Annotated in this window: 16 protein-coding genes and 1 pseudogene; all 17 read left to right on the top strand. The window is 55.5% G+C overall.

From position 1 onward, the window contains the following. Positions 1 to 272: 272 nt before the first annotated feature. The 17 genes and pseudogenes from R2940_07285 (at position 273) to R2940_07205 (ending at position 26,001) form a co-directional block, all read left to right on the top strand. Positions 273 to 788 (top strand): FHA domain-containing protein, encoded by a 516-nt coding sequence (locus R2940_07285; GenBank protein ID MEZ4599576.1) that lies wholly within the window; start codon positions 273 to 275, stop codon positions 786 to 788. Between the two features lie 52 nt (positions 789 to 840). Then, positions 841 to 2,226 carry an FHA domain-containing protein gene (locus R2940_07280; protein ID MEZ4599575.1) on the top strand — a complete coding sequence of 462 codons (1,386 nt, stop codon included), beginning with the start codon at positions 841 to 843 and terminating at the stop codon, positions 2,224 to 2,226. A 58-nt stretch (positions 2,227 to 2,284) separates the two neighbouring features. Next, positions 2,285 to 3,385, top strand: a complete 1,101-nt coding sequence (locus R2940_07275) for a Stp1/IreP family PP2C-type Ser/Thr phosphatase (protein ID MEZ4599574.1) — start codon at positions 2,285 to 2,287, stop codon at positions 3,383 to 3,385. A 55-nt stretch (positions 3,386 to 3,440) separates the two neighbouring features. After that, positions 3,441 to 4,076: a superinfection immunity protein gene (locus tag R2940_07270; GenBank protein MEZ4599573.1), complete on the top strand. Its 636-nt coding sequence runs from the start codon at positions 3,441 to 3,443 to the stop codon at positions 4,074 to 4,076. Positions 4,077 to 4,202: 126 nt separating this feature from the next. Further along, a complete protein-coding gene (locus R2940_07265) occupies positions 4,203 to 6,653 on the top strand; it encodes an FHA domain-containing protein (protein MEZ4599572.1) in 2,451 nt (816 codons plus the stop codon). Between the two features lie 19 nt (positions 6,654 to 6,672). Further along, a complete protein-coding gene (locus R2940_07260; GenBank protein MEZ4599571.1) occupies positions 6,673 to 8,523 on the top strand; it encodes a PEGA domain-containing protein in 1,851 nt (616 codons plus the stop codon). Positions 8,524 to 8,558: 35 nt separating this feature from the next. Then, entirely contained in the window at positions 8,559 to 11,324 is a 2,766-nt protein-coding gene (locus R2940_07255) for an SUMF1/EgtB/PvdO family nonheme iron enzyme (GenBank protein MEZ4599570.1), read from the top strand. A gap of 239 nt (positions 11,325 to 11,563) precedes the next feature. Next, complete coding sequence (locus tag R2940_07250) at positions 11,564 to 12,622, top strand: hypothetical protein (protein MEZ4599569.1); 1,059 nt, start codon at positions 11,564 to 11,566, stop codon at positions 12,620 to 12,622. A gap of 34 nt (positions 12,623 to 12,656) precedes the next feature. Beyond that, positions 12,657 to 13,418 carry a hypothetical protein gene (locus tag R2940_07245; protein MEZ4599568.1) on the top strand — a complete coding sequence of 254 codons (762 nt, stop codon included), beginning with the start codon at positions 12,657 to 12,659 and terminating at the stop codon, positions 13,416 to 13,418. Positions 13,419 to 13,453: 35 nt separating this feature from the next. Then, entirely contained in the window at positions 13,454 to 15,448 is a 1,995-nt protein-coding gene (locus R2940_07240) for a serine/threonine-protein kinase (GenBank protein ID MEZ4599567.1), read from the top strand. An 87-nt stretch (positions 15,449 to 15,535) separates the two neighbouring features. Next, positions 15,536 to 16,201, top strand: coding sequence for a YMGG-like glycine zipper-containing protein (locus tag R2940_07235; GenBank protein ID MEZ4599566.1), 666 nt, complete (start codon positions 15,536 to 15,538; stop codon positions 16,199 to 16,201). Positions 16,202 to 16,304: 103 nt separating this feature from the next. After that, entirely contained in the window at positions 16,305 to 17,126 is an 822-nt protein-coding gene (locus R2940_07230) for a serine protease (GenBank protein MEZ4599565.1), read from the top strand. A gap of 161 nt (positions 17,127 to 17,287) precedes the next feature. After that, positions 17,288 to 19,264, top strand: a complete 1,977-nt coding sequence (locus R2940_07225; GenBank protein ID MEZ4599564.1) for an SUMF1/EgtB/PvdO family nonheme iron enzyme — start codon at positions 17,288 to 17,290, stop codon at positions 19,262 to 19,264. A 55-nt stretch (positions 19,265 to 19,319) separates the two neighbouring features. Then, positions 19,320 to 20,507, top strand: a complete 1,188-nt coding sequence (locus tag R2940_07220; GenBank protein ID MEZ4599563.1) for a glycoside hydrolase family 3 N-terminal domain-containing protein — start codon at positions 19,320 to 19,322, stop codon at positions 20,505 to 20,507. A gap of 801 nt (positions 20,508 to 21,308) precedes the next feature. Next, positions 21,309 to 22,997 (top strand): serine/threonine-protein kinase, encoded by a 1,689-nt coding sequence (locus R2940_07215; protein ID MEZ4599562.1) that lies wholly within the window; start codon positions 21,309 to 21,311, stop codon positions 22,995 to 22,997. Between the two features lie 42 nt (positions 22,998 to 23,039). After that, positions 23,040 to 23,699: pseudogene (locus R2940_07210) on the top strand (SUMF1/EgtB/PvdO family nonheme iron enzyme). Positions 23,700 to 24,297: 598 nt separating this feature from the next. Next, positions 24,298 to 26,001 (top strand): formylglycine-generating enzyme family protein, encoded by a 1,704-nt coding sequence (locus R2940_07205; protein ID MEZ4599561.1) that lies wholly within the window; start codon positions 24,298 to 24,300, stop codon positions 25,999 to 26,001. Positions 26,002 to 26,322: the final 321 nt, after the last annotated feature.

The following is a 26,322-nucleotide window of genomic DNA, read 5'->3' as shown; positions in this document are numbered from 1 at the left end:
CCTTCCTCAATTCATGATTCCACTCCCGCCCACCGTCCCCATCTTGCCTGATCTTTGTCTATATTTTGACAGGTTAATGATTTTTTGACGCTTGATTGTTCAGCCGGAAAATTCCATCCAAAGCAATGTTTCCAATAATTCATATTGTGAAAAATTTTAATATTTCTTCAAAATATTGAAATTTTGTTATTTTTTCCAATTTGATTAGCAAAATCTTCGCTCGATAGTAATATGTTGCTAAGTTGGTCGAAATTTGGTACAAACCATGAATTATGATTAAAAAGCGCAGCATCATCATTGATGGTGGAGTGACCTCCATCAGTATGGAACCCATTTTCTGGGACGAAATCGATCGGCGGGCGGACCGCATGGGCCTTCCTTGGCAGGAATACATGCGCCGGCTTCTCAGCGAGGTCCGGGATGCGCCAAATCGTTCTGCAGCGGTTCGAGAAGCGCTCGTCAATCTGCTTCGGGATGAATCGATGCAGGCAAAGGGGCACCGAATGGAGGCCTGGTGGCTGTTGCGCACTCCAAGCGGGGAACGTGAAGTTTGCACCCGAGGTTTCAGGTTGTTTGTCGGACGAACCGCCTCCAACGATATTGTGGTGGATGATCCTGAAGTTTCCAGGAAACACTTCATGCTCGCTTTTGACGGAGATAGGTGGTGGGCGGTGGATTTAGGAAGCAAAAACGGCATCAGGCTATATGATAACCGGATACCATCGGTGAGAATGGAATATGGGGTTTCTTTGGAATTTGGGAAATCACGTCTGGTGCTTCTGGGGTAAGGGAGATTGACTTTTATTGCAAAATGGGATGCGTATTTTCAGGGAGGTTTAAATGTTGCGGTTGCAATCGAAAAACGGAGGGGATGTTTCTGTTGAACTAGATAAGCCACGGCTCAATGTCGGGCGGGACCTCGGTAACGATCTGGTCCTTGATGATTCGGCTATTTCGGGTTTTCATGCCGGGATTTTTTGTGAAAACGGTCGGGTGGAATTGGTTGATCTGGGCAGTACCAACGGCACCTTTGTCAACGGCAACCGAGTGACTGGCCGTATAGAGCTGAGGTCCTGGGATACGGTTCGCTTCGGCAAAACAGAGATGGAAGTCCTCGATCCGGCTGATCGACGACCCACTTCGGTCATGCCTGCGGTTAGTGCTGATAAAGTCGAAAGCGTGATCCAAACCCCCTCGTCCTTATCAAAACAGCCAATAGCCATGCTCAAGTCCGTGTCTCCTGGAAACACCGCCCCCTCCTGCATGGAAATCCATGAACGAATCAGCGTAGGCAGGGCGCCCGGCAACAACCTGGTATTGAACACCTCCACAATCTCCTCGAAGCATGCTGAAATTTTGGTAAGTGATGGTGCTTTGGAACTGGTCGATCTCGGTTCCACCAACGGCACCTTCGTCAACGGCCGGAAAATCGGACGGCAGGTTTTGCAAAACGGCGACCTTATCCGTTTTGACGAGGTGGAATACCGGCTTGATATTCTGCAACCCGTAGAAGCAAAGACTACGGTCAATACGGCCGCGGCCTTTCAGCCAGGTTTTACTGCCGTCAACCCTGCTATTAGAAATGACATGCCCGGCATCCTGCCAGGTATGGACCGGGATATCCAGGTGGATATTCCTACACGCTCAGGGGATTCCGGCCTTTCCGCAACCCCTGCCGCAAGCGATTTTCCCACCCGTATCGAGCCAGCACTTCAGCGCGACCCTGGCATGCCTGGATCGCCGTCCAATGGTGTCTCGAACTCCTCTGCCCCTCCACCCCGGATGAATGCTCCAGAGATGCCACAGACTGTAAAGCCTCCGGTGATGTCCGGTCCCGCAAATTCTTCCGGGCAAACAACCAACCCGTTAGTGGAAAGCGGCTTTTCCTGGCTCTTTTTTTCCAACCGCGGCCGTATCGGGAGGATGAGCTACTTTCTGGCCTCCTTGTCTCTGATGGCTTTCGGTATTGGCGTCAACTTGCTGGTGCAACTGCTTTTCTTTCGCCAGTTCAGTTTTGAAGGTTATATAGCGGGAAGTTTGGTTGTCCTCCTTTTAAACCTCTGGCCCAGCATCGCTCTGGGTATCAAACGATTTCACGATCAGGACCGCTCCGGGCATTTCATGTGGCTGTTGTTGTTGCCGATTGCTAATTTAGTGGCGAGCATCATGCTGCTTTTCGTGCCTGGAACATCGGGGTCAAACCGGTTCGGGTCGCCACCTAAGTAGGTAATTCCGAATAGAAATTTCCGTTATAAAAAACCAGAAAATACAGGATTTAATTCCAATGGATTACATCACTGGTCACGCCACCGATGTGGGGCGCGTTCGCGACCACAATGAGGACAACTATATTGTTCTGCCCGAAAAGGGGCTTTGGCTGGTCGCCGATGGCATGGGCGGTCATGCGGCGGGGGAAGTTGCCAGTGCCATCGCCGTTAAGTGCATCACCGGCAAAGTCGGGGAAAAGATGTCCCTGGCCATGGCGATCGAGGCCGCCCATCAAGCCATCATAAAGGCCGGCCGAAATGGGGAGGGAACTCCTGGCATGGGCTGCACCATCGTGGCCCTACAAATGTCCGGATGCGATTATGAGATCGCCTGGGTCGGTGACAGCCGGGCTTATCTATGGAACGGCGTCCTGCGTCCATTGACCCGCGATCACTCCTTCGTTCAGCAACTCATCGATTCGGGAGCCATCAGCGAAGAAGAAGCAAGAGTGCATCCTCAGCGCAGCGTAATTACCCAAGCCCTGGGCGCTTCTGATCTGAAAACGGTTCGGGTCGATACGGTGCAGGGCACCCTGTGTCGGGGCGAACAGATTTTGCTCTGCTCCGACGGGCTTACCAGCGAGGTGGAGGACGGGCAGATCGCACAACTTCTGCAGGGAGCTGAAAGCCCCATGCAGGCAGTGGAAGACCTGATCCGCACCGCCAACAACAACGGCGGTTCCGACAATATTACCGTAGTCCTGGTGGAAGCTCCTGCCAATGCATCTCAATTCAGGGGCAAAGGCGATACGCTGCCCATGAAAGCCATTGAACTGCCTGAGCAGAAAAAGCGATGGGGGATTTCAAGTATTTCCAGAAAAGTTTTGCTGTTCTTTTTCATTTTTCTGGCGCTGGCTCTTTTCTGGTTTGGATGGTCCCATTTTTCCAAAAAAACGCGACCCATGGGCAACGGCGGGACGATTCCGGCTGGAGGACCGGTGCTCCCAGCGGGCAGTCTCGAACAGGACCTGAAGCCGAAGCCAGCAAACCCGGATCTGCCTGAGACCGTCGCCCCTGAGCTCAAATTTGAGCTCGACAACAATCGTGAAATGGCGGAAGAACTTCCGGAACAGAAGATGCCGGGAGAACCCGCAGGAAAACAATTCCGAAAACAATAATCAGGGTGAATTACGACCTTATTGAAAACCGCTACTTCAGCAAACGGAGAATGCCATGTATAACAGCGGGGGTGAGGAATTCGTTGCATTGTTTGGGATACTGCTATTAATTCTTGTTTTTGGGGTTCTCTATTTTTTGCCCACTATCATAGTGGTTTGCAACAAGCAGCATAACAACAAGGTCGGAGTGATAATTGTCAATTTCCTTTTGGGCTGGAGTTTCCTTGGCTGGGTCATATCCCTTGTGTGGTCTTTTCAGAAAAGCGCTCCCGCTCAAGTTCAAGTTTCTCTAAACGCCAACCATAATTCCTTCCAGCAACCCCATTCTGTTGGATCTTTTTCTCAACAGCCGCAATCGCAGACCCGAGTCGTATCTCCGCCATCCCTTGTCACACCCTGCACCTGGCAGGGATTTCTTTACAGAGACGGCGCACTGCAGCGTCAGTTTCCCGTGTCTACTCGATCGCTGATTATCGGCAGAAGCAATGATGCCGATATTCAAATCGATGACGGACAGGTATCGGGTCGCCACTGGCAGATTCAAGCGACCGACAACGGAGTGGAGCTCAAGGACCTGAATTCCTCCAACGGCACCTGGAAACATGGGCAAACCCGTACCGAATGGGACTTGGCTCAAGAGGGAGACTGGTATCAGGTGGGCTCGGTTCAGCTTGGTTTCCGGCGGGTTTAAAACTGCAGGGATTGGAAGCAGGGATCAGGGGTGAGGTTTTTGTGAAAGCGGCTTAAGCCGCGAATGAATCAATTTCGAGTTCGATTGTGAGATGAACCAAAATTTTCGCCAAAAAGGAGACATGTCATGCTGCAGTTGAAATTCAAGGGGGATTTATACAAACCGGTCAGTCTGATCCGTAAACGCGTAATGATCGGAAGGGATTCAGGCAACGATGTGGTGCTGAATGAAACGGGCGTTTCAGGATTCCATGCCGAGATCCAGATCGGTGACGGAAAGGTATACGTTGTCGATCTAGGCAGTACCAACGGTACTTTCGTCAACGGGAGCAAGATCTCCGGTCGGCAGGAAATCAAACTCTGGGATACGCTGAGGTTCGAAAAGGTAGAGGCGGAAATCGTGGATACGGAAAAGCGCCGTCCGACCATGGTCAACCGGGCGATCAGCGAGGCCGATCTGCAGACTTCCGTTCCCGCCGACAGCACCCAAGTGCGGGCAGGGGTGAGTTCCTTCACCCTCATGGGCACTTCCGGGGTGGTTGCCGGCAAATCTTTTGCCGTGGCCGGCAAGTTGATCGTCGGCCGCGAGGCCGGTTGCGGCCTGCAAATCGATGAGCAGATGGTTTCCCGTCAGCATGCAGAGATCGAAGTGATCGGCGGGATGCTGAAAATCCGCGATCTCGGAAGCGCCAACGGAACATTTGTCAACGGCAACAGGGTCACGGAAATCGCTTTAAAGGCCGGGGACGAAATCCGGTTCGACCAGGTTTCCTTCAAGGTCGCAGGGCCCGGTGATGCGGCCAAAACCTCTGTCCGGGCCGCCATTGATGGTCAATCCACTCAGATGCGTCCTGCCGTTGGGGCGGCTCCGGCAGATCCGGCCTCGACGACTACCGGAACAGGTGGCGCCAAGGCCAGGCTGATAGGTGCCGACGGAGCGGCGGCCGGCAAAACCTTTCCTTTGGCCGCACGTCCGTCAAGCATCGGTCGTACTGCCGACAACGACATTGTCATCTCCGATCCAACGGTTTCCAGCAAGCATGCCAGGCTTCTCCCCGAGGGCAGCGGATGGAAAATCGAGGATGCCGGTTCCAGCAACGGCACTCTGGTCAACGGCAAGAAAATCCAGAGTCAGATATTGAAAGACGGCGACAAAATTCAACTGGGGAAGGTCGAGTTGAAATTTGAAGCTGCGATGGCTGCTGCCGGCGGTACACAAATGATGGGGGCCATCGGCGGCAATGGAAAGACGGCCGTGATGTCTGCCGCCAAGAAATCTCTTCCGGCCTGGGTTTACGGTCTGGTCGGTTTTGCCCTGGTAGCCGTAATAGCCGGTATCTGGTTCTGGAAGAGCTCCCCGCCGCAGATAACTGCCAAACTGCAAGCCGGCAAGGTTTGGGAACAAACCCTTTCCGGAGGTCGCCTTGGACCTGCGACTCCCCTGCTGGCTGATATCAATGGCGACAAGTTCCTCGATGTCATTGTCGCCGACGCCAGCGGATATGTGCTTGCCCTTGACGGGCAGGAGGGCAAAAAAATTTTCGAGGCTGCTGTATCCGACCGCATCCTTGCGCCACCGGTCACCGCAGATCTCAACGGAGATCAAATTGATGATCTGATCGTTGCCAGCAATTCCGGCTTGGTGGTCGCACTTAACGGTAAGGGTCAGACTCTGTGGAAATCCTCCGGCGACCTTGATCTGGGCGAGATTCTCAATCGCCCGGTTCTGCAGGATCTGAACGGCGACAAGGTTCCCGATGTTATTCTGCCCACGTCCCAAATGGGGCTGGTGGCTCTGGACGGTTCCAGGGGCTGGAAGATGTGGGATACCGCCGAAATGACTCGGGGAAAGATGATCACCTCTCCGGTCCGGGCGGATGTCAACGGCGATAAGATCCCTGATTTCATCGGCGTAACCGATTCCGGTCAGGTTCTGGCGGTCACCGGTCAGGGTGATAAGGTCTGGCAGATCTGGGAGGGCGAAGTTCCTCCCGTCTACTGCGCATCGCCGGTATTCATAGAAGTCGGGGAGCAGGCTCTTGTCATTGTTGCGTCGGACGGCGCAGGAATCGTTGCTCTCAACGCCGGCAACGGCCGTATGGCCTGGAGCGCCAAGGTGAACAAGCGGTTTTTCGCCAGCCCGGTGGCGGCCGATGCCAACGGAGATGACGTGCCGGATGTGGTGGCAGTGGCCGAAAATGGCGACATTCACGTTCTGGACAGCTTGAATGGGGAAGAGATCTGGAGTACCGCGCTCGGTATCACCGTGCAGGCTTCGCCGGCCCTGTTCGATGTCAACAACGACAAAATGCTCGATCTGATCATACTGGACGGGAGCGGCGGCCTCCATCTGGTGGATATGAACCGCGGACGGGCGTTGCTGCAGCTTCCGGCTTCCGGAGTCGATGCCTTCATCGCATCACCCGTGCTGGGGGATGTCAACAATGATGAATTGGTGGACATTGTGGCCGCCGGTCAGAACGGGACTATTGTCAGCTACTGGATCAATCGCGTAACGGAACGTTCGAGCTCACCCTGGCCTCAGTTTCTTGGTAATGACCAGCATGGTATTCAATAGCCGGAGGAGACCGCTCGTCATGAAATTTGACCGGATACTTCCAGGCATTCTGCTTTTTTTGCTGGGGGTGATCACCGCCTGTTCGGTTTCTGTTGCTGAAGGCGAGTCGAGCAATCCGACCGTTGCTGGACAAATCGAGCTGAATCCAACTTCGGATCGTAACCCGCGGGCATCCAACCTGGAAAAGTCGAATCAAAGCCAGGTTGGTGCGAAAGAGCTTTCCACTTTTGATCTTCATACCGAGCCTTCCGGGGGGCAGGTACTGATTGTCGAGACCAATCGATTGGTCGAGGATGGCGGTCGGGTAAGCTTGCCAGCCGGCCGCTATAGACTGCGACCGATGAAGGAAGGCTATCGTCCCAAAGAGGTCACAATCGATGTCCGTGAGGCTACGGATGAAACAATCCTGATTCATCTTGGAAAAGGCTATGCACCGCTGCTGCTCACCTCCTCCCCTTCGGAGGGGGAGGTGACGATAGATGGAGTGCCGCGGGGCAGGACACCGCTGAAGACCGAAGTTGAAGAGGGCGACCATCTGCTGTCGGTGACCGTGCCCTCCTACCAGCAGGAGAAGATGCCTTTCACTGTCGGTCCAGGTGAAAGCCGAACCTTTCATTTCGACCTGAAGAAAATCCCCACCCATGGCCGGGTCCAGATCCAGACCAGTATGGCGGGAGCGAGTATCTTTGTTGATGGAAAGCTGGTCGGCAAGGGAAGGGCGGACCTTCCGGCGGTTCCCTTCGGTTCACACCGGGTCCAGGCGACTCTCCATCTTGATGCCGTTACCAGACTAGTTGCCGAGGCAGGTTTGACGATTAGCGAAGCAGAAAACCATCTGTTGCAGCTGCAGTTGACTGTCAGGGAGCGGCTTTTTAAAGGGCGCTGGATGGCCGAAAGCGAGGCCTTGGCCCAAGAGGACGCACATTACCGGGCACACAAGGTTGCCAACCCCGTGACACTTCATGCTCGTTTGACCCCTGAAGCTTTGCAGATGTTACGCGAGAAGCAGGATGCCGACAGGTTTCTTCACGAAATGATGCGGGTGGGTGATCGGCTGCTGATAGAAGGAAATGGCGGCAAGTGGAATATCTGGAAGCGCAGCCCCGAGTTAACGCCCGATTTTAAATTGCTCGTCGGAGCTTTGCAAAGTGGCCGTCCGGTTCAAATGCCATGGAAAAAGGAAAAGGAAGTCAGGAGCAGTGTGATCAAAATCGGGTCAGATGTTTTACCCGCCCTTGCCTTCGGCCTGCATGAGGCGCGAACGGTTTTGCCACTGCTGCACCTTGCCGGGGGGCAGATCGGGGCGCGCGGCGAGACTCTGCAGCGCAATCCGGGTGATGGCGAAATCACCCTGCTTGTTCTTGGAGGCGATGACCTGGTTTTGCCAGGGAAAGTAGCCAAACCAGGAGAGGGCCTCTCCCTGGCGCGCATCCCTGCGGGCAAAGGCCAGTTGCAGTTGCAGTGGCAGGTTTCGCCTAAGCGGGTTCTGGCGATCAGTGATGCTGATGCCCCCTTTTCACTGCCTTCTGCCCTGGAGGATCTGCAGATCAATGAAAAGCGGATTCTGCCGATTGCCAGCCAAGTAAAAGTCGGGCGTTTGGTTCGTTGGACCACCGGACCCGACTACCAAGGTTGGAAACGCCAGGAATTCACAACCAGCGGACCCTTTGCCGATCAACTGGATCTAAGTCGCGACGAGATCGGGCCCCACGAGCGCTCCGGTGCTTATCGCAGACTCTGGCTGGTCATCTATTCGCTCGAAGGAGGATCAAGCCAGCGCCAGGTCGAAGCTTCCTACCAAGTCATCGACCAGCTGAAAGACAATCGCAGCGACAGATTTTTTCGCCGGGACGGCTTAAGCGGCGGGTAGGCACACTGGGGGAACCGGGCATGACGGAAACATTTATGGATATTCCAGGATACAGCATCGAAAGGGAACTCGGCCAAGGCGGCATGTCGACCGTCTTTTTGGCGAGGCAGGAATCGATGGGACGCCAGGTGGCCCTGAAAGTCATGGTGCCGGCCCTGGCCGCTGATCGAACCTTCGGCGCTCGATTTCTGCAGGAGGCGCGGACTGTTGGTCAGTTGATTCATCCCCATATTCTGGCGGCGTACGATTTTGGAGCAGTCGGGCCGAGTTACTATCTGGCAATGGAATATCTGCCGGGAGGAGATCTCAAACAGCGCCTTGAAAAAGGGACCCTGCCGGTGAATGAAGCCTTTTCTATCCTGAAACAGGTGGCCGGGGCTTTGGGATACGCACACGGGAAAGGTTTTGTACACCGGGACGTCAAACCGGAAAATGTGTTGTTCCGAGAAGACGGAACGGTTGTTCTCTCGGATTTCGGCATTGCCAAAGCCATTGGCGGCGGATCCCAGATGACCGCGATCAACATGAGTGTCGGCACTCCTCCCTATATGAGCCCTGAGCAGGTGCGGAGCCATGAGCTTGATGGACGAAGCGATCTCTACAGTTTAGGAATTCTGTTCTACGAGATGCTGTTCGGTGAAGTTCCTTATCAGGCAACAGATAGCTTTGCCATTGGGATGATGCATATCAACGCACCTTTGCCCTCTCTGCCTGATCAGTTCTCCTGGCTTCAGACTTTTCTGGACCGGCTTCTTGCCAAGGATCCGGAAGGCCGGTTTAAGAACGCCGAAGAGGTGATTTCCGCCATCGATACTCTGCAACAGGACGAAAATCGAAACAATAAACCTGTGATTCCAGTTCCCCATACAAAAATCAATTCCATTAGCGGAAAGAAACATCTTCTCCAAAATCTGCAGTGGGTCGGTTGGGGAGGCCTTCTGGCTGTAATGGTCATCGGATCCGTCTGGTTTCTGCAACACGGGTCTTCACCGCGAAAATTCCGAGGCGGAGGCGGCGGAGGAGCACTCGCCAATACAAACAGGACAGAGACCGTCCACAGGTCCAAAGGGCCTCTGGCACCTGTCGCAGGCGAAGCGCCCGTGCCCGCCCCCGTCGAACCTTTCAGGGAGGCAACCTCACACTCCCGGGACGGTGACGCTTCGCCTCCAATCACAGCTGGTAAATCCTTGTCAACGGCTGAAAACGCTTCCCGGGCGGAAAACCATACAGGGGAACGGGTTTTGGGAAATAACGATCCAAATCAGCTCGATGATGGGCTTGCCAAGGCCAGACACTACCTGGAAGAAAACCGTTTTTTGTCCGAGGATGGGGAGAATGCCTTCCACCAATATCTCATGGTGCTGACGAAAGATCCTGAAAACAGGGAAGGACAGAATGGTCTTCGCATCATCGGCGAAACGTTGCTGAAGATGCTGGACAAGGCGGAAAACCAGGAAAGTTGCAAAAAAGTGAGTGAGGCGCTGGAAAAGTTGCGGATTTTGGCAGAAAAAAATCCGGTGGTCGCCAGTTTATGGCAGACCCTTGAAGCAGCAAAAGTAAAAAAAGTTGGAACTCTGCTGGATAAAGCACGGAAGAATATCGAAGTGCAGAAGTATATGGTGCCACCCGAAGATAACGCCTACGAAAAACTGGGAAAAATTATCGCTCTCGATCCCCGGAATGTTCCGGCCAAAGCCGAGATGAGGCGGATTGCCGAAAAATACCTGCAAATGGCACAAACAGCCGGATCGGCCGGAAAATTTGATGAATCCCGGGAATATCTGGAAAAGGTCGAGACCATCGATGCCGGGTTGCCGCAGCTGAGCCAGGTCAGGCAGGATCTGCTCTCGGAGCAGCAGGAGCGGGAACAAAAGGTTTTGAAGATACTTGCCGAGGCGAAAGATGCCATGGCGGCGGGAGCCAAGTCATCGGCACTGGCTTCGATCAATAAGGCCCTGGGGCTCTATCCCGGGCATATCCAGGCGACCAAGCTGAAACGGCAGGCATCGCAGATAATGGCACCGGGGGAAACCTTTCGTGACAAATTCGAAGACGGCAGCATGGGGCCGGCGCTGGTGGTGGTCGCTGCCGGATCGTTTCGAATGGGCGATCTTGGCGGCAGGGGGACAGGGGATGAAAAGCCGGTTCACCAGGTGAAGTTTTCCCGATCCTTCGCGGTGGGCCAATACGAAGTGAGTTTTGCCGAGTACGATCGTTTCTGCCGCGCAACCGGCCGCACACTGCCCGATGACCGGGGCAGGGGCAGAGACCGGCATCCGGTGGCCAATGTTTCCTGGGAAGATGCCATGGCCTATACCGCCTGGTTGACAAAAATGACCGGACATCGCTACCGCCTTCCCACGGAGGCTGAATGGGAATATGTGGCGCGAGCCGGAACCGGAACCCTCTTCTGGTGGGGGGAAAACGGGGACCGGAGCTGCAGTCATGAAAATATTCTGGACCAGGCGGCCAAAGATGTCCTGGGCAGGCTTGATTCTGCATCTTGCCGGGATAACCAGATCTATGCTGCCCCTGTGGGCTCCTTCAAAGCCAACGGGTTCGGCTTATACGACATGCTGGGTAATGTCGGCGAGTGGTGCCGGGACAGCTGGCACGCTGACTACCATCAGGCTCCTGGTGACGGGCGTGCCTGGACTGCTCCTGACAGCCCTTTCAAAGTGGTCCGGGGAGGATCCTGGTCCAGCGATCCCAAGACCAGCAGATCGGCCGAGCGATTGGCCCTCAAAAGCACTCTTTCCCGGGAAAATGTCGGTTTCAGGTTGGTCAGGGAGCTGGACTAGTGTCCCTTGCGGTTGGTCGTGTCAAAAAATTATGAGGCATTTTGGTTGCTGTCAAGGCGCGCCGCCGCAGGCCTAGCCTGAGTTAAGCCGAGAAGGCGCAACGCAGACAGCGGCCAAAAGGGCCGGAATTTGAAGGCAGGATTAACCGCACGGGACACTTGATTTGTTTGGGGATAATCATGCAACGGTGCTCAAAAATGGCTAATCGAATACTTGGGCTCCTGATAGGAGCGTTTTTAATGTCAGGCTCATGCTTCGCCGCCGGCGGCATGGAAACGGATCGCCTCTGGATTGAATCCGCTCAGCCTGACAGTGGGAGCCTGGTCAAGGCCGGTGAGTCGCTGCAGATAAAGGCTCGGGTTGCCTACGAACTGACCTCGACTCCTACAGGAAATATTCAGGTTCGAGCGGTGGCCGGGAACCAAAACATTTTCAGCCATGTCTACCCGGTGGGTTACGGAGAGGGGGTGCAGGATGTCCTTTTCCCCTCTGTGCTTGCCGAGGGAGACCAGTTGCTGGTTCATTTTGTCCTGATGCCCGATGGTGCTATCCAGGGGGTCGAGGAAAAGCTTTTTTACCAAACCCCTCCGGGAGCCTTTCGACTGGAAATGGTCGGTGAAAGCTCCATTACCGTTAATCCGGGGCAGCAGGTGGATTTAAAAATGAAAGTTTCCACTCCGAACGGATATGCAGTTCCCAATGCGGAGTATGTGGTTTCATTGGTGGAACGGGGTGGAGAACCGGATTTTCTCGGGCAGGCCGGCCAAACTCGCACCACAATCAGTACCGACGACGCGGGACAAGCCGAACTCCGGTTTTTCCCTGCCTCCATCACTGGTTTTGGAGTCGATCGTTTTCCTCAGGATCGGGAGATTCAATTTGTTACCCGAGATGGAGAACATTCCGCCACCATCGGACTGAAACTTCTGCCAGGTCCGGCTGTTCCCGCAAAAACCCTGCCCCGGGTGGAAAGAATCTATCTTCTTAAAGAAAAGGAGACTGTTGAAAACACTGGAGAACTGATCACTCTGGAAACCTTTCCCCTTGATACCGGTGAAATATTTGTCCTGTACGAGTTCGCCAATCTGCAGCCGCCGGCGATTTTAAAGGCTTCCTGGCTGGATGCCGGCCGCAATATTCAATTTGGAGAGGTTCCGATGCTGATCCCGACGACGGCGGGAAGGAGCCGTTTCACGATTCGTCAACCCAATGACGGATGGGCGGTCGGCAGGTATCAGGTGACCATCAGTTGGGAAGGAACCGTTCTGAAAACGATTGAATTCAGCATCAGCAATTAACTATTGACTCAAAGTGAATCAAGGAGGATCTGTCATGAAGAAAACCTGTGGAGTTGTGTTGTCTGTTTTAATGCTTTCCGGCTGTGTTACCACTTCCGAACGGATCAAGGCGCTGGAGCACAGCAACACGCTCCTGTCCCAGGACCTGTCCACGGCCAAGGATAATATCGCCCGGTTGAATATGGATAAGAACAGGCTTTCCGAGGAACTGGATGAATGCCGAAGAGTCTCCCGGGCTTTGGAAAAAGAGAAGGATGTCCGTACCAAGGAAGCGGGGGACATTCGCCAGGAAATCAGGGATTTCATGAAAAAACAGATCCTCGCCTTGCGCGACTTCACAAAGAGGGAGGAATTGCTTGATTACATTGGTGGAGAACTGTTGCAACGCCCCGAAATTTCCGATGAAGGCCTGACCCTGGTCGATCTGAAAAACCCCATGCCGGGACCAGGTTCTCTCGTAGGCCTGCGAGGACTGTTTACTTCTCCCTGCAAGGTCAAGCTGGTCATCCTGCGCCCCCTTAACGATTCATCCTTTGTCGTTTGGGAATCTCCTATATTCCAGATTGCTGATCCTGGAGCAAAAGCCTTCGACTTCGACTCCGATGTCGCTGTCGAGAAGGGGGACCTGGTCGGGTACGCGTTTGAGGGGCCGGTCGGGGTTCCTTACGACCGGGGAACGGGAAAGACCCTTTTCTCTTCCAGGAAACTGGTTTTGGGTGACCGTATCAATCCGGAATCTCTGAACGGAGTCGGGCAGAACCGCGCCTATTCGGTCGGCGTTGTCGGAATGTTCTAGGATCAACGAAAAACGGGCACCCGCCAAGGAAGACCATGAAAATCCCTGAATACCAGATAGTGAGAGAGATAGGGCAGGGCGGTATGGCGGCAGTATATCTTGCCCGCCATGACCAGTCGCAGCAGCTGGTGGCGGTGAAGGTTATGCACGCAAACCTGATCGGTGACCGTTCTCTGGTCGAGCGGTTTATGCGTGAAGGGCGTACCCATGCAGGTTTTAAACATCCTCAAATCATCCGCATTTATGAAGTCGGACAACTGGAGGATGGACGGCCATTCTTCACAATGGAATATCTTGAGGGGGAAACTTTCAAGGATTTCCTGGCCACAAGGGGAAAATTGGATCCCCAGGAGGCCTACCATCTGCTTTTGCCGATATTTTCAGCCCTTGCCTACGTACACGAAAAACGTTTCATCCATCGGGATGTCAAACCGGAAAACATTTTTCTATGCCGTGACAGGGGTGCAGTGCTGATGGATTTCGGCATCACCAAGGAGGCGGATCGGAATACCCGTTTCACCGAAGCTGGCATGGCGATCGGCACACCTCACTATATGAGCCCGGAACAAGCCCGCGGCGAGCCGACCGATCAGCGCACCGATATCTATGCCCTGGGAATCCTGCTGTACGAAGCCCTGGCAGGGCGGGTGCCCTTTGACGGCAAGGATTCCTTTGCCATCGCCATCAAGCATATCCAGGAGGCGGCCGCGCCTCTTCCCCTGGATGTGTATGCTCTGCAGCCGGTTATCGACAGAGCTCTCGCCAAGGATCCTGCCCGACGTTATTCCAGAGTCAACCAGTTGCAAGCCGATTTCGAAAAGGTTCTTGCAGGCGAAACACCGTCATTTCCAAAGGAAGAGCCGCCTCCCGGTTTTGCCGGCCAAACGCAGATCATGGCTGCGCCCAGTGCTGGTGCTGAATCCAAAAGAAACCGGACCAAGCTGGTCTGGCTGACGCTGGGAGTATTGCTTGCGGGCATCGGTTCTTTCGCTGCCTACAGGGTGTTCAGCCATAGCCTGCGCCGACCAGTTCTTGCAGGCGGCGGGGGAGGAATCATCAGAGATGCCTCTGTGGAAAGACCGGCTTCCATCCCCACCAGCACCGGGCAGGCGGACGGCGCAGATTCGCATGATATTCAGCGGGATGAATTGGAGCTCAAGTGGCAGGAGCTGAAAGTCCTGGCGGTTCGCGATCCGGTCGCGGCAGCCCGGGAATTCGGCAGAATGCGAAATTCTGTATCCGGCAATCCTGTAGCCGAAATGCGTTTTGATGAAGTTCGAAGGCAGGCCGATGACCTGTTCGGATCCGCAGCCCTCAGGTTTGTAGAAAGTGATCAGATTCTGTCCCCGAAGGATGGTTGTGCAGCAAGTCTTCTGCACTACTGGCAAACCTATGCAAAAGATGCCAATCGGGTCGACAACGTGTTGCGGCGGGGGGTCGCCCGTTACAAGGCTCTTGCCGAATCGGAACTGCAGAATGGGATCGCGGAAAAAGCCAGGGGTTATGTCAATGCGGCAAAAGAACTGGCAGGCATGAATGCCCGACAATCTTCGATGTTTCTCGCCGAGGCCGACATTCCCGCTCTTGAAACCAGAATAGCCGAATTTGAAAAACGGCTGACAGAACAGCAGAAACAGGTTGACCGGAAAAGACTGCTCGCCAAAGCCAAAATCGACCAGGCCTGGGAGTTGCTCGACAGGGCCAGTCCTTGGCAGGCCCGGGAATTGGTTCATGAGGCAAAAGTTCTGGGAGCGGACTCCGGTGATCTTTCCGGTTTACAAAAGGCTCTTGATTTCGCCATCAAAGACCGGCGCCGTCAAGCTGAAGAAATGATCGCCAAAGCCAGAGCAGCTTACGAAAAGGGTCGCTATTCACAGGCCATCGGTTATTGCGAAGAAGTGGACAGGGAGATATATGGGGAGATTTCCGAGAACTATGTCTGCGATGCCGCACGGCGTGAGAAAAAGGCCTTGGCAAACCAGTGGCAGGTTCAAAACCAGAAAGAAATCATGGTTGAAAAATTTAAGTAAGTTTCTGATGAAATGGGGGAAATTTTGCTGTTCTTGCTCAGTCATTTGGTGACAGCTGGAAACATTATTCCTATAGGAGGGTCCCTAATGAAATCTCGAAAATTGAAACCAATCGCCCTGTTGCTGGTGTTCCTTCTGGTTGCCTCGGCACTGAGCGGGTGTGCGACCACGAATGATCGGTGGGGCAACGCCAAGAAGGGGGGTATAGTAGGTGCCATTGGCGGTGCGGCCATCGGTTTTCTCGATAATGGAATTGAAGGTGCTCTAATCGGTGCGGCTGTAGGAGCTGTTGCCGGAGGAATAATCGGCGGGATCATTGACCATGTCCAATACAAAAAAGCGCCTGAAGTCGTACAACAGTATGGTCGTGTAAACAAGGTTGCGGTAGAAGACATAAATTTATCCAAAAATATTTTTCAGAATGGAGAAACCGGGCAACTGGAAATGAAATACGTTGTTATCAATCCTGATGATCTGGACAAGAAAAACACTGTCAATCAAGCGATTGAAATCTATCAGGGAGACAAACTTCTTGCCTCCAACGAAAACAAGCAATCGGTCGCGACCGGCGGTTATAAAGCGACCTTCCCACTGGAAATCCCAAAAGGTGCCGACGAAGGTGAGTATCGGGTTACCGCCAGGGTGTCTTCCGACGACATCAACCAATCCGATTCGGTGGCCAGATCTTTCCGGGTGATCTATGCCCGGAATGACCGGGGACAAATTCATCTTGCCCAGGTGACGCCTTACTGATGGCGAGATCTTGAACAGTGACGAGTCCGAAGTCCGCATCTTATTGAGAAGGTAATCTGGGAAGCACCTGATCCCTGGCTGCGGAGAAAAGGTGTTTAAAGCCTTGGCAATCAAAATCTTCATATTCCCGCTTCTGATTCTTTTAAGCGGTGCTTCGGCGCACGCGGTCGACCTCTGTGAGTTGCAGCGTGTCTTGGGAGGGGAAGCCGCCTATAGAGACTGTCTGGAGGACCAGGAAGGGGATGTGCCGTTCCCGGCACACCAACCGGAACCGGTGGGTCAGCAACCCGGGAAGGGGGCCACCCCTGCAGAAAATTCAGATCAATCCGGATTGTTGAATCCTGTCTTTAACGGTTTGGGGAGCCGAGTCCTTTCGGCCGCCGAATTGTTCGAGCAGGTAAAGCCATCCGTTTTTGTCGTGTTGGGTGCCAGAAATCATCGTGATCTTGAACTGAAAAAGGTTTCTCAAGGATCTGCCGTTGCGATCTCGGTTTCCCGTCTGCTGACCAACTACCACGTTGTCGACGGACAAATGCTGCTGGTCATTTTCCAGGGGGATAAATGGTATCCCGCCCGAATGGTCTGGAGTGATCCGGAAACCGACCGCTGCATCCTGGAGGTGAAGGACCTGCGCCTGCGGCCGGTCGCCGGCATCCGGACCTATACGTCACTGAAGGTTGGGGAAAAAGTCTTTACGGTCGGTGCTCCCTATGGGCTTGAACATACGTTGGGAGAAGGATTGATTTCCGGCAAGCGGGCTCTGGAAGGGGTCAATATCGTCCAGACCAGCGCTCCGATATCACCTGGGTCTTCGGGAGGAGGCCTTTTCGATCAGCAGGGACGACTGGTGGGCATTACCACTTTTCTGCTCCAGGGGGCACAGTCCCTCAACTTCGCCATCGCCGCCGACGAGTTTCCCCGCTAGCGGTATCCGTGGGAGCGAATATTACGCGAATGTTCGAACCGAGACGCCGGTTCGCGGTTTGGAGACCGCTCCTGCAGAGGTAAACGGAATCGGATGAGGGGCTTTTTGTGGGAGCGGCTACCAAGCCGTGAATGGTTCTGATTTCATCATGAGGAAACAGCATGAACATCCCCGGTTACACCATCGAGCGTGAACTCGGCCACGGCGGCATGTCCACCGTCTATCTCGCCGAACAGCAATCCCTGCACCGCAAGGTGGCCCTCAAGGTCATGGCGCCGGCGCTGGCCGCCGATCGCAGCTTCGGCGAGCGGTTTCTGCGCGAGGCGCGCACCGTAGCCCAACTGACCCACCCCAACATCCTGGCGGTGTATGACATCGGTTCCACAGGCCATAGCTACTACCTTGCCATGGAATATGTGCCTTGTGGAGATTTGAAGCAGGTTATCCGTCGGGGGGCTCTGGTGCCGGAAAAGGCGTTGGCGATCCTAAAGCAAATCGCATCGGCTCTGGGGTACGCCCACCGAAAGGGCTTCGTCCATCGCGACGTCAAACCGGAAAACATACTGTTTCGCGAGGACGGCACGGCGGTGCTCTCGGATTTCGGCATCGCCAAGGCGGTGGGCAGCGGGAGCAAGATGACCGGCACCGGAATGACTATCGGCACAGCCCACTACATGAGTCCGGAACAGGCCGGCGGGACCAGCGTCGACGGCCGGGCCGATCTTTACAGCCTCGGGGTGGTGTTGTACGAGATGCTTGTCGGGCAGGTTCCTTTCGATGGGGACAACACCGTCAATATCGCTCTGCAGCACCTGCAGAGTCCCTTGCCCCAACTCCCTGCGCACCTTGCCGGGTATCAGCCCTTGCTGGACATGTTGATGGCCAAACGTCCTGATCAGCGCTTTGCCGATGCGCAGGATTTGATATCAGTTTTGGAAAAGGGGAATTGGGCAGGGCCTGCAGGGGCTGCATGCACCGCACCAACCCAGATCCTTTCTGCAATGCCTGATGCGCAAGGAACTGCTGGGGACGCAGGTCGCCTGCATGGTCGACAATCCGGCGGAAAGACCTTCGGCCTCTGGGCTTTTATCGGCGGGGCCGGTGTGGCTGCAGTCTTGGCGCTGTTTCTGTTTATGCAGTCTGGAAGGCACCAGGATAGTCGCTCCTGGGAAAGTCCTTCCTCTGTTGAAAACATCCAGCCGGAGCAGGGGCGAACCTCTTCTCCTGATGAAGAAAAGGAGCAGATTCGCAACCGCATGATTCGTTTGCTGTCTGCTGGTGAAGAGGCCTTGCGGGAAGAGGACAAGGATAGAGCCGTTGCCCGTTTTGGGGAGGCCCTGGCCCTTTCCCCCGACGATGCTCGAGCCCGCCAGGGGTTGGAAATGGCTCAGCAGCTGAACAAGGCAGGGGAAGTCATCCGCGATCGATTGCAGGACGGTTCCAACGGGCCGGAGATGGTTGTAATTCCAGCCGGATCGTTTCTCATGGGAGATGTATCGGGTGCCGGGTACCGCAATGAGCGGCCGGTGCATCGGGTGACTATTGAAAAACCTGTCGGAATGGGCCGATTCGAGATCACTTTCGATGATTACGATCATTTCTGTCACGCTGTCGGACGCCCTTTGGTCAGCGATGAGGGTTGGGGCCGGGGGCGGCAGCCGGTGATCAATGTCTCCTGGCACGACGCCGTAGCCTATGCGGCTTGGCTCAGCGAACAAACCGGGCATCACTATCGTCTGCCTACGGAAGCGGAATGGGAATATGGTGCCCGGGCAGGCAATGCGGGCTCCTACTGGTGGGGCGATGCCATTGGCCAAGGTCGTGCCAATTGTGCGGAATGCGGCAGCCAGTGGGACAATCTGAATCCTGCCCCGGTGGGTTCCTTTACCGCCAATGCCTTCGGTTTGTTCGATACCGTGGGTAATGTCTGGGAGTGGTGCCAGGATCCCGGGCATGCCGGTTATGTTGGAGCACCTGATGACGGTGCGGTCTGGGAGGAAGGCGGAGAGCCGCGGCGCATTTTACGAGGCGGTGCCTGGAACGATGTGGCTCGCAATGTCCGCTCTTCCATCCGGGGGCGCTGCGAATCCGAAAAACCGGCCAACGGTGTCGGGTTCCGTCTGGTTCGTGAACTTTAAGTCAGTTGCTGGAATAGGAACCGGCTTCTCGGTTTTGTAATTCTGATAGGGAGGAATGATGCGGCGCGCCTGGTTGATTTTGCTTGGCTTGGGGGGACTTCTGGTTTTGGGCCTGGGAGGATTAAACCCGACATTTGCTAAAAAAGATAATTCTCTTCCTCCTGATCTCAAAACGAAGATCGGCCAGATGTTGATGGTCGGTTTCCAGGGTGGAAATATCGGGGCCGATACGGCTATTGTCCGTGCAGTTCGTGACTGGAATCTGGGTGGCGTGTTGCTGCTGAATTACGGTGGAGCCGATGGCAGCAGCAATATTCAATCTCCACAGCAACTTAAAAGCCTGATCGATTCCCTGCAAAACCTGGCAGTCGAGCCGCTGTTCGTCGCCGTCGACCAGGAAGGGGGGCGCATCAGCCGCCTCAAGCCGGCCAATGGTTTTCCCTCCCTGTTGTCTGCAGCTGACTTGGGCAAAAAGGACGATGTGGAGTTGACCGCCCGGCAGGCGCAAATCTGTGCCGCCATGCTGGCGGCAGCCGGAATCAATCTCAACTTCGCCCCTGTGGTTGATCTGAATCTGAACCCCTCCAATCCTGTAATCGGTCGTTTGGATCGCAGTTATTCCCCTGATCCGGAAAAGGTTGTCAGGCATGCTGGAAAAATAATCGAAGTGCACCGTGAGTACGGGGTTCTGTGCAGCCTGAAACATTTCCCCGGTCACGGCAGTGCCGGCGCCGACAGCCATCTGGGATTCGTCGATGTCACACAAATTTGGCAACGACAGGAACTCGTCCCATTCACCCGCCTGATTGAAGCAAGACAAGCCGACATCATCATGACCGCGCATATATTCAATGCCCGTCTGGATAAAAACAATCCCGCCACCTTGTCCCGCGATACCCTGACCGGATTGTTGCGGCGCCAACTCAATTTTCAGGGGGTCATTATTTCCGATGACCTGATGATGGGGGCTATCGGGAAAAACTATTCCTACGAAGATTCCCTGGCAAAGGCCATCAATGCGGGTGTCGATATCCTGCTGGTGTCCGGCGGTCCGAAAAATCTTGTGCCGCATACGGTGGAAACGATTCAGCGCATGGTGGTCGAGGGGCGCATAGAGGTTTCGCGCATTGAAGAATCCAGTGCGCGGATAAGGGCTTTGAAGCAGAGGCTTGGGGAGATGAGGGTTGAGGCGTTGCGGAAAGTGGACGCCAAGGCTGGGAGGGAACCGGACTGCTATCTATGAACGGCTTTTTTCCCTGGGGAATGTACCTTTGCTCAGGTTCGCGGTCGGGAGGCCGCTTTCACAGGACAGGGCGGCCCAGGTTGTGGATTTGAACAGGAGCGGCGTCAGCCGCGAAGGATCTTGATCGGCCATGCAAACATACAATTCGCGGCTGAAGCCGCTCCCACATGTCGGTGGGGCATGCCAGGGTTGAAGGTTTTTGTAGGAGCGGCTTCAGCCGCGAACGGTTTTGGTTCGACCCTGCAAACCCCGATTCGCGGCTAAAGCCGCTCCCACAGGGGTGAGGCAGGGCAGGGCCAGACATGGCAGAGCAAGGTTGCGGTTTTTGTAGGAGCGGCTTCAGCCGCGAAGGGTTTTGGGCGGCCTTGCAAGAGTTGTTGGTGACAGGGAAAAAACCATCAATATCCTTTTGGGGTTTAAAGCCCCGCTCCCACAAGAGCAACCAAGAATATTCGAATTCTTGTGGGTGTGAAGTTCTCCTGTGGGAGCGGCTTCAGCCGCGAAGATTGCCGGCCCGGTTCAGTCAACACCAATTCAAGTCCTGGAGACCACTTCCAAAGGGGTAGGGCGGCACAATCGCAGCAGTCGAGGATCGTTTGGCTTTTCTGTGGGAGCGGCTTCAGCCGCGAAGGGTTTTGGTTCGACCCTGCAAACCCCGATTCGCGGCTGAAGCCGCTCCCGCAGGGGCAGGGCAGGGCCAGGCGGGGCAGAGCAAGGTTTCGATTGTTGTGGGAGCGGCTTTAGCCGCGAATCGGGGTTTGAACTGAGCCCTTTTTCCTGAAGCAACCAGGAGGGAAAAAAATGCTGCAACCGGGGCCTCAACTCGGGCGTTACCGCATACTGCAAAAACTTGGCGCCGGCGGGATGGCCGACGTATTTTTGGCCGAGGATACCACCCTCGGCCGCCAGGTGGCCCTCAAGGTGCTGCCGCCGGAGCTGGCCCGCGATCCCGAGCGGATCGCGCGCTTCGAAAAAGAGGTGCGCGCCAGCGCCGCTCTGCATCATCCCAACATCGTGACCCTGTTCGAGGTCGGCCATACAGGCAGCAGCCCCTATTACGCCATGGCCCTGCTGTCCGGCGGCGATCTCAAGCAGAAGATCCGCGCCGGCTTGCACCCCGAACAGGCCCTCGAAATCCTCCGCCAACTCGCCGACGCCCTCGACTACGCCCATGTCAAGGGCTTCGTCCACCGCGACATCAAGCCCGAAAACATCCTCTTCGACGAACGGGATCGGCCGATCCTCACCGACCTCGGCATCGCCAAGGCCCTCGGCAGCGGCACCCAGATGACCAAGACCGGCATGAGCATCGGCACGCCCCACTACATGAGCCCCGAGCAGGCAAGGGGTCAGGCGGTGGATGGGCGCTCGGATCTCTACAGCCTTGGGGTGGTGCTCTACGAGATGCTCACCGGTCGGGTGCCCTTCGACGCCCAGGACAGCTTTGCCGTGGCCTATGCCCATATCAATGAGCCGGTGCCTCGGCTGCCGCAGCATCTGGAGGCTTATCAAGGGCTGATCGATGGGCTGCTGGCGAAAAGTCCCGAGCAGCGTTTTGGTGATGCCGGGGCGTTGATGGTTGCTGTCGGGCAAGTGCAGACAGGCCAGATGCCGGAACGACCTTCGCCTAAGACCGAGATCCTGCCGCAGGTGGTCATCGAGGAAGTTGGGGAATCTTCCGTTGCACCCTCGGACAGAGGCGCGGGTAAAAACAGGGGTCTTCAATGGGGCATTGCCGGGGCCTTGCTGGCTTTGCTGCTGGTCGGGGGCATCTGGCTGGCTCAGCGGACGTCCCCTTCCCTAGGGGTGGATGGTTCGGTTGGTGTTACTTCACGAGTATCTGCGAATTCTGACACTGAAATAAATCCTCAAACTTCCCCTTTAGAAGATAAGACTCCCCTTTTGACAGATCAAGAGTCCCATGCTGAGCAAAAACGAAGGCGTGTCGGAATATTGTTGGAAAAGGCTCAAATCGATTTGCAAAAGCAACGGTTGACTAAGCCTGTTGGGAATTGCGCTTTTGAAAAGTATGAAGAAATTTTGCGCCTGGATCCCGGCAATCAGCAAGCGATTGGAGGCTTGGATCGTATTGCAGATGCATATGAAACCTTGGGCCAACGGGAATTGGACCGACATAACCAGGTAGGAGCTGTAGAGTTTTGTGGATCTTTCCGTGAAGTAGTTTTGATGCGAATGAAATACTCTAGTTTTTCTGATGCCCGTAGTTTTAATGCTTGGTTTAAAGTCCGACACTCAATGAGTGAAGGATGTTTCACTGACGGTTGGGGAGCGTTTGCAAAGGTTGGACAGTTCGACCGGGCACGGCGCGAAATTAATGATAAAGAGGCTTTCTTTACAAAACTAATGGATTTACCAAATATTCAAAAAGCTATCGGGACCGAAACGCTCAAAGAAATGCGCAGCAAGATAAGTGTCGATTTGCGACGAGATCGTGAAGGTTTGGCAACAATTAAGGAGAGTGCTCAGTAGGCTCCCCGCAAGGGCAAGATTTGGACCGAGCCGGTCACCGGCATGGAATTCGTGCTGGTCAAGGGGGGGGGGGGGTTCCAGATGGGCGACGTCTTCGGTGATGGAAGATTGAACGAGCGTCCCGTGCACGAGGTCTGTGTCGATGACTTCTACATGGGCAAATACGTGGTCACACAGGCGCAATGGCAGAAGATCATGAACAGCAATCCCAGCCACTTCAAGGGGGCCGACCGGCCGGTGGAGAGTGTGAGCTGGGATGACACCCAGGACTACCTTCGCTTCCTCAACGGCCAGAGCGGCAAAGCCTACCGCCTGCCCACCGAGGCCGAGTGGGAGTACGCCTGCCGCAGCGGCGGCAATCGGGAGCGCTACTGCGGCGGCGACAACCTCGACGCCGTCGCCTGGCATAGTGGCAACAGCGGCAGGCAAACGCAACCGGTTAGGAGGAAACAACCCAACGGCCTGGGGCTCTACGACATGAGCGGCAACGTCTGGGAGTGGGTGTAGGACTGGTACGACGGCAGTTACTACGACAAGAGCCCGAAGGACAACCCCAAGGGCCCATCCGGGGGCTCGTACCGTGTCTTACGCGGCGGCAGCTTCTACACCGACTGGGATTGCCGTTCGGCCTCTCGCCTCAGGCTCCAAGGCGACTACAGCGACGACCTGGGGTTCCGGCTTGTCTTGCCCCCAGTTCGATGAGCCAGGCAGGAGCGGAAGCGCCCGGAGGGGTCCGCTTGGCCGGAAGCGAAGCCCGGCCCTGCGCGACCCCGAAGGCGCGCTGGAGCGGCGGCGGTTTTGACCGGGGAGTTGACTTGTGTGGGAGCGGCTTCAGCCGCGAAGGTTTTGGTTCGACCCTGCAAATCCCGATTCGCGGCTGAAGCCGCTCCCACAGGGGTGAGGCAGGGCAGGGCCAGGCATGGCAGAGCAAGATTGCGGTTGTGAGGGATTTGTGGGAGCGGCTTCAGCCGCGAAGGTTTTGGTCGGCTAATGCAAACCCCGATTCGTGGCTGAAGCCACTCCCACAGAGGCAGGGCAGGGTCATGCATGGCAGAGCAAGGTTGCGGTTGTGAGGGATTTGTGGGAGCGGCTTTAGCCGCGAAGGTTTTGGTCGGCTAATGCAAGCCCCATTCGTGGCTGAAGCCACTCCCACAGAGGCAGGGCAGGGTCATGCATGGCAGAGCAAGGTTGTGATTTTTGTAGGAGCGGCTTCAGCCGCGAAGCCTCTGCAAGCATGGGGGTCATTTCGAGTCGGAATCTGAAAGCAGCAAACAAGTATGGTTTTTTCGGGAGGCAAGAAATGAAATCTTTCAATATTGTTTTGCTGACAGTTGTCAGCCAACTCCTGCTCCTGTCGGGTACCGGCATGGCAGCCGAGCTGAAAACCATCCGGGTCAGCGACCAGGGGCAGGTTTACGAAATACCCCTTGAAGGATGGGATTTCAAGCGGCATTGCGGCTCGGCCTGGTGCCCGGTTCAGGACATCGGCATCCTGGCGCTGCTGTCGCAGGCGCGGGATGGCTACAAACAGACCCTGGCGCCGGACCTTTATCCTCATCAGGATCTTTCCCGGTCCTTGAGTAAATTGATGACCGCTTCCCAGTACAAACAGGGGCTGAACCAGTTCGATCAGGCGCTGACCAATGTGGCCGGCAGTTACATCGGCACCGCTCTGCGAACCGCGGCCGGGGACCCCACCGCTTCCGTCAATATCGTCACCGGGGCCATCGCCACCACTGCCGCGGCAGGCAGCGAGATGGGACGAGCGGAGGCCTTGGGCGTAGGGCTGTATTTCGGAAAGGTGGCCGAGATCTCCGCCAAAAAAGCGGCCGACTTTCAGAACCGGTACTTTATTCAGTCGCCCGTGGGGTGGAGCCAGACGAAATCCATCCCCCTCTCGGAACTCAAGGAGGCCGCCGGGCATGCCCATAAAGCTTTGCGCCTGTCCGCCCCCGCCGGGGCATTGATGACAAAGGTCACCTACCGCGACGGTTGGGACACCTTTTCCAGCTTTCTTCGAAATACCTATTACGCGGCGACTCCGGGCGGTTATGGCGATGTGCTCAGCACCATGGACTCGATGGGATCCGTGGGGGAAGGCGCCATCCTTTCGGTTCAGGCTCTCAAGGCTTTCGACCGCGCCATCAATACCGGATTCGGCAATCCCTTTGAAACCGATATCGCGATTTATCGGGAGCAGGTGATCGCATGCAGCGGGCTCAAGGAGGAACCACGCCAGGCAGAGCAGCCCCAGTCCAGGCAGACCCCAACTCCGGCCAGGAGTTGGACCGAGCCGGTCACGGGCATGGAGTTCGTTTGGGTGCCGGGGGGGTGTTTTCAGATGGGGAGTCCGGCTAGTGAAGAAAGCCGTTATATCGAAGAGGCGCAGCACGAGGTGTGTGTGGACGGTTTCTTGATAGGGAAATACGAGGTCACCCAGGGTCAGTGGTGGGAGATCATGGGCAGCAACCCTTCGTGTTTCAAAAACGGCGATAACTATCCCGTGGAGCGGGTCAGTTGGGATGATGCGCAGGATTACATCCGCAAACTCGGCTTGCGCAGTGGCAAGTCTTTCCGCCTGCCGACCGAGGCCGAGTGGGAGTATGCAGCTCGGGCCGGTACCACGACGCCCTTTGCATTTGGCCGCACTATCACCCCGGATCAAGTCAACTACGACGGCAAGTATCCTTATGGCAATGCGCCCAAGGGGCTTTACCGGAAAAAGACCACGCCGGTCGGATCTTTTAAGGCCAACGTCTTTGGTTTGCACGATATGCACGGCAACGTTTGGGAATGGTGCCAGGATCGATACGGCGAAGACTACTACCGCAACAGTCCGCGCAGCAATCCGCAAGGACCCGCATCAGGCTCCAGCCGTGTCATACGCGGCGGCAGTTGGGACATCAACGCCAAGATCTGCCGCTCTGCCAGTCGCAACGGGATCAGGCCCCGCATTCACGGATACGATCTGGGTTTCCGGCTGGTCCTGTCCGCAGGTCAGTGAGCCAGCAGAGAGCGGAAGCGCCCGCAGGGGCCGCCCGGCCGGAAGCGTCGACGAATTTGGACCGGGGGGATGGTTTTTGTGGGAGCGGCTTTAGCCGCGAAGGTTTTTGGTTCGACCCTGCAACCCCCATTCGCGGCTAAAGCCGCTCCCACAGGGGCAGGGCAGGGTCATGCATGGCAGAGCAATGTTGCGGCTTTTGTAGGAGCGGCTTTAGCCGCGAAGCCCCTGAAAACAAAAATGATTCAAATCTTATTTCGGATCGGCAGGTGAAAAACAACCAACAACAGGAGGAAAAAATGGAAGCAGTCCAGACACGTGTAC

This window comes from Syntrophotaleaceae bacterium (assembly GCA_041390365.1).
Lineage (GTDB): Bacteria > Desulfobacterota > Desulfuromonadia > Desulfuromonadales > Syntrophotaleaceae > JAWKQB01.
The sequence above is the reverse complement of the archived record's forward strand: the minus strand, read 5'-3'. Positions and strand labels throughout refer to the sequence as shown.

Coding starts and splice junctions, on each gene's coding strand:
- R2940_07235 (MEZ4599566.1), top strand. CDS start 15,536: ATGAAATCTCGAAAATTGAAACCAATCGCCCTGTTGCTGGTGTTCCTT.
- R2940_07285 (MEZ4599576.1), top strand. CDS start 273: ATGATTAAAAAGCGCAGCATCATCATTGATGGTGGAGTGACCTCCATC.
- R2940_07260 (MEZ4599571.1), top strand. CDS start 6,673: ATGAAATTTGACCGGATACTTCCAGGCATTCTGCTTTTTTTGCTGGGG.
- R2940_07245 (MEZ4599568.1), top strand. CDS start 12,657: ATGAAGAAAACCTGTGGAGTTGTGTTGTCTGTTTTAATGCTTTCCGGC.
- R2940_07220 (MEZ4599563.1), top strand. CDS start 19,320: ATGATGCGGCGCGCCTGGTTGATTTTGCTTGGCTTGGGGGGACTTCTG.
- R2940_07265 (MEZ4599572.1), top strand. CDS start 4,203: ATGCTGCAGTTGAAATTCAAGGGGGATTTATACAAACCGGTCAGTCTG.
- R2940_07270 (MEZ4599573.1), top strand. CDS start 3,441: ATGTATAACAGCGGGGGTGAGGAATTCGTTGCATTGTTTGGGATACTG.
- R2940_07280 (MEZ4599575.1), top strand. CDS start 841: ATGTTGCGGTTGCAATCGAAAAACGGAGGGGATGTTTCTGTTGAACTA.
- R2940_07275 (MEZ4599574.1), top strand. CDS start 2,285: ATGGATTACATCACTGGTCACGCCACCGATGTGGGGCGCGTTCGCGAC.
- R2940_07255 (MEZ4599570.1), top strand. CDS start 8,559: ATGGATATTCCAGGATACAGCATCGAAAGGGAACTCGGCCAAGGCGGC.
- R2940_07225 (MEZ4599564.1), top strand. CDS start 17,288: ATGAACATCCCCGGTTACACCATCGAGCGTGAACTCGGCCACGGCGGC.
- R2940_07215 (MEZ4599562.1), top strand. CDS start 21,309: ATGCTGCAACCGGGGCCTCAACTCGGGCGTTACCGCATACTGCAAAAA.
- R2940_07205 (MEZ4599561.1), top strand. CDS start 24,298: ATGAAATCTTTCAATATTGTTTTGCTGACAGTTGTCAGCCAACTCCTG.
- R2940_07250 (MEZ4599569.1), top strand. CDS start 11,564: ATGTCAGGCTCATGCTTCGCCGCCGGCGGCATGGAAACGGATCGCCTC.
- R2940_07240 (MEZ4599567.1), top strand. CDS start 13,454: ATGAAAATCCCTGAATACCAGATAGTGAGAGAGATAGGGCAGGGCGGT.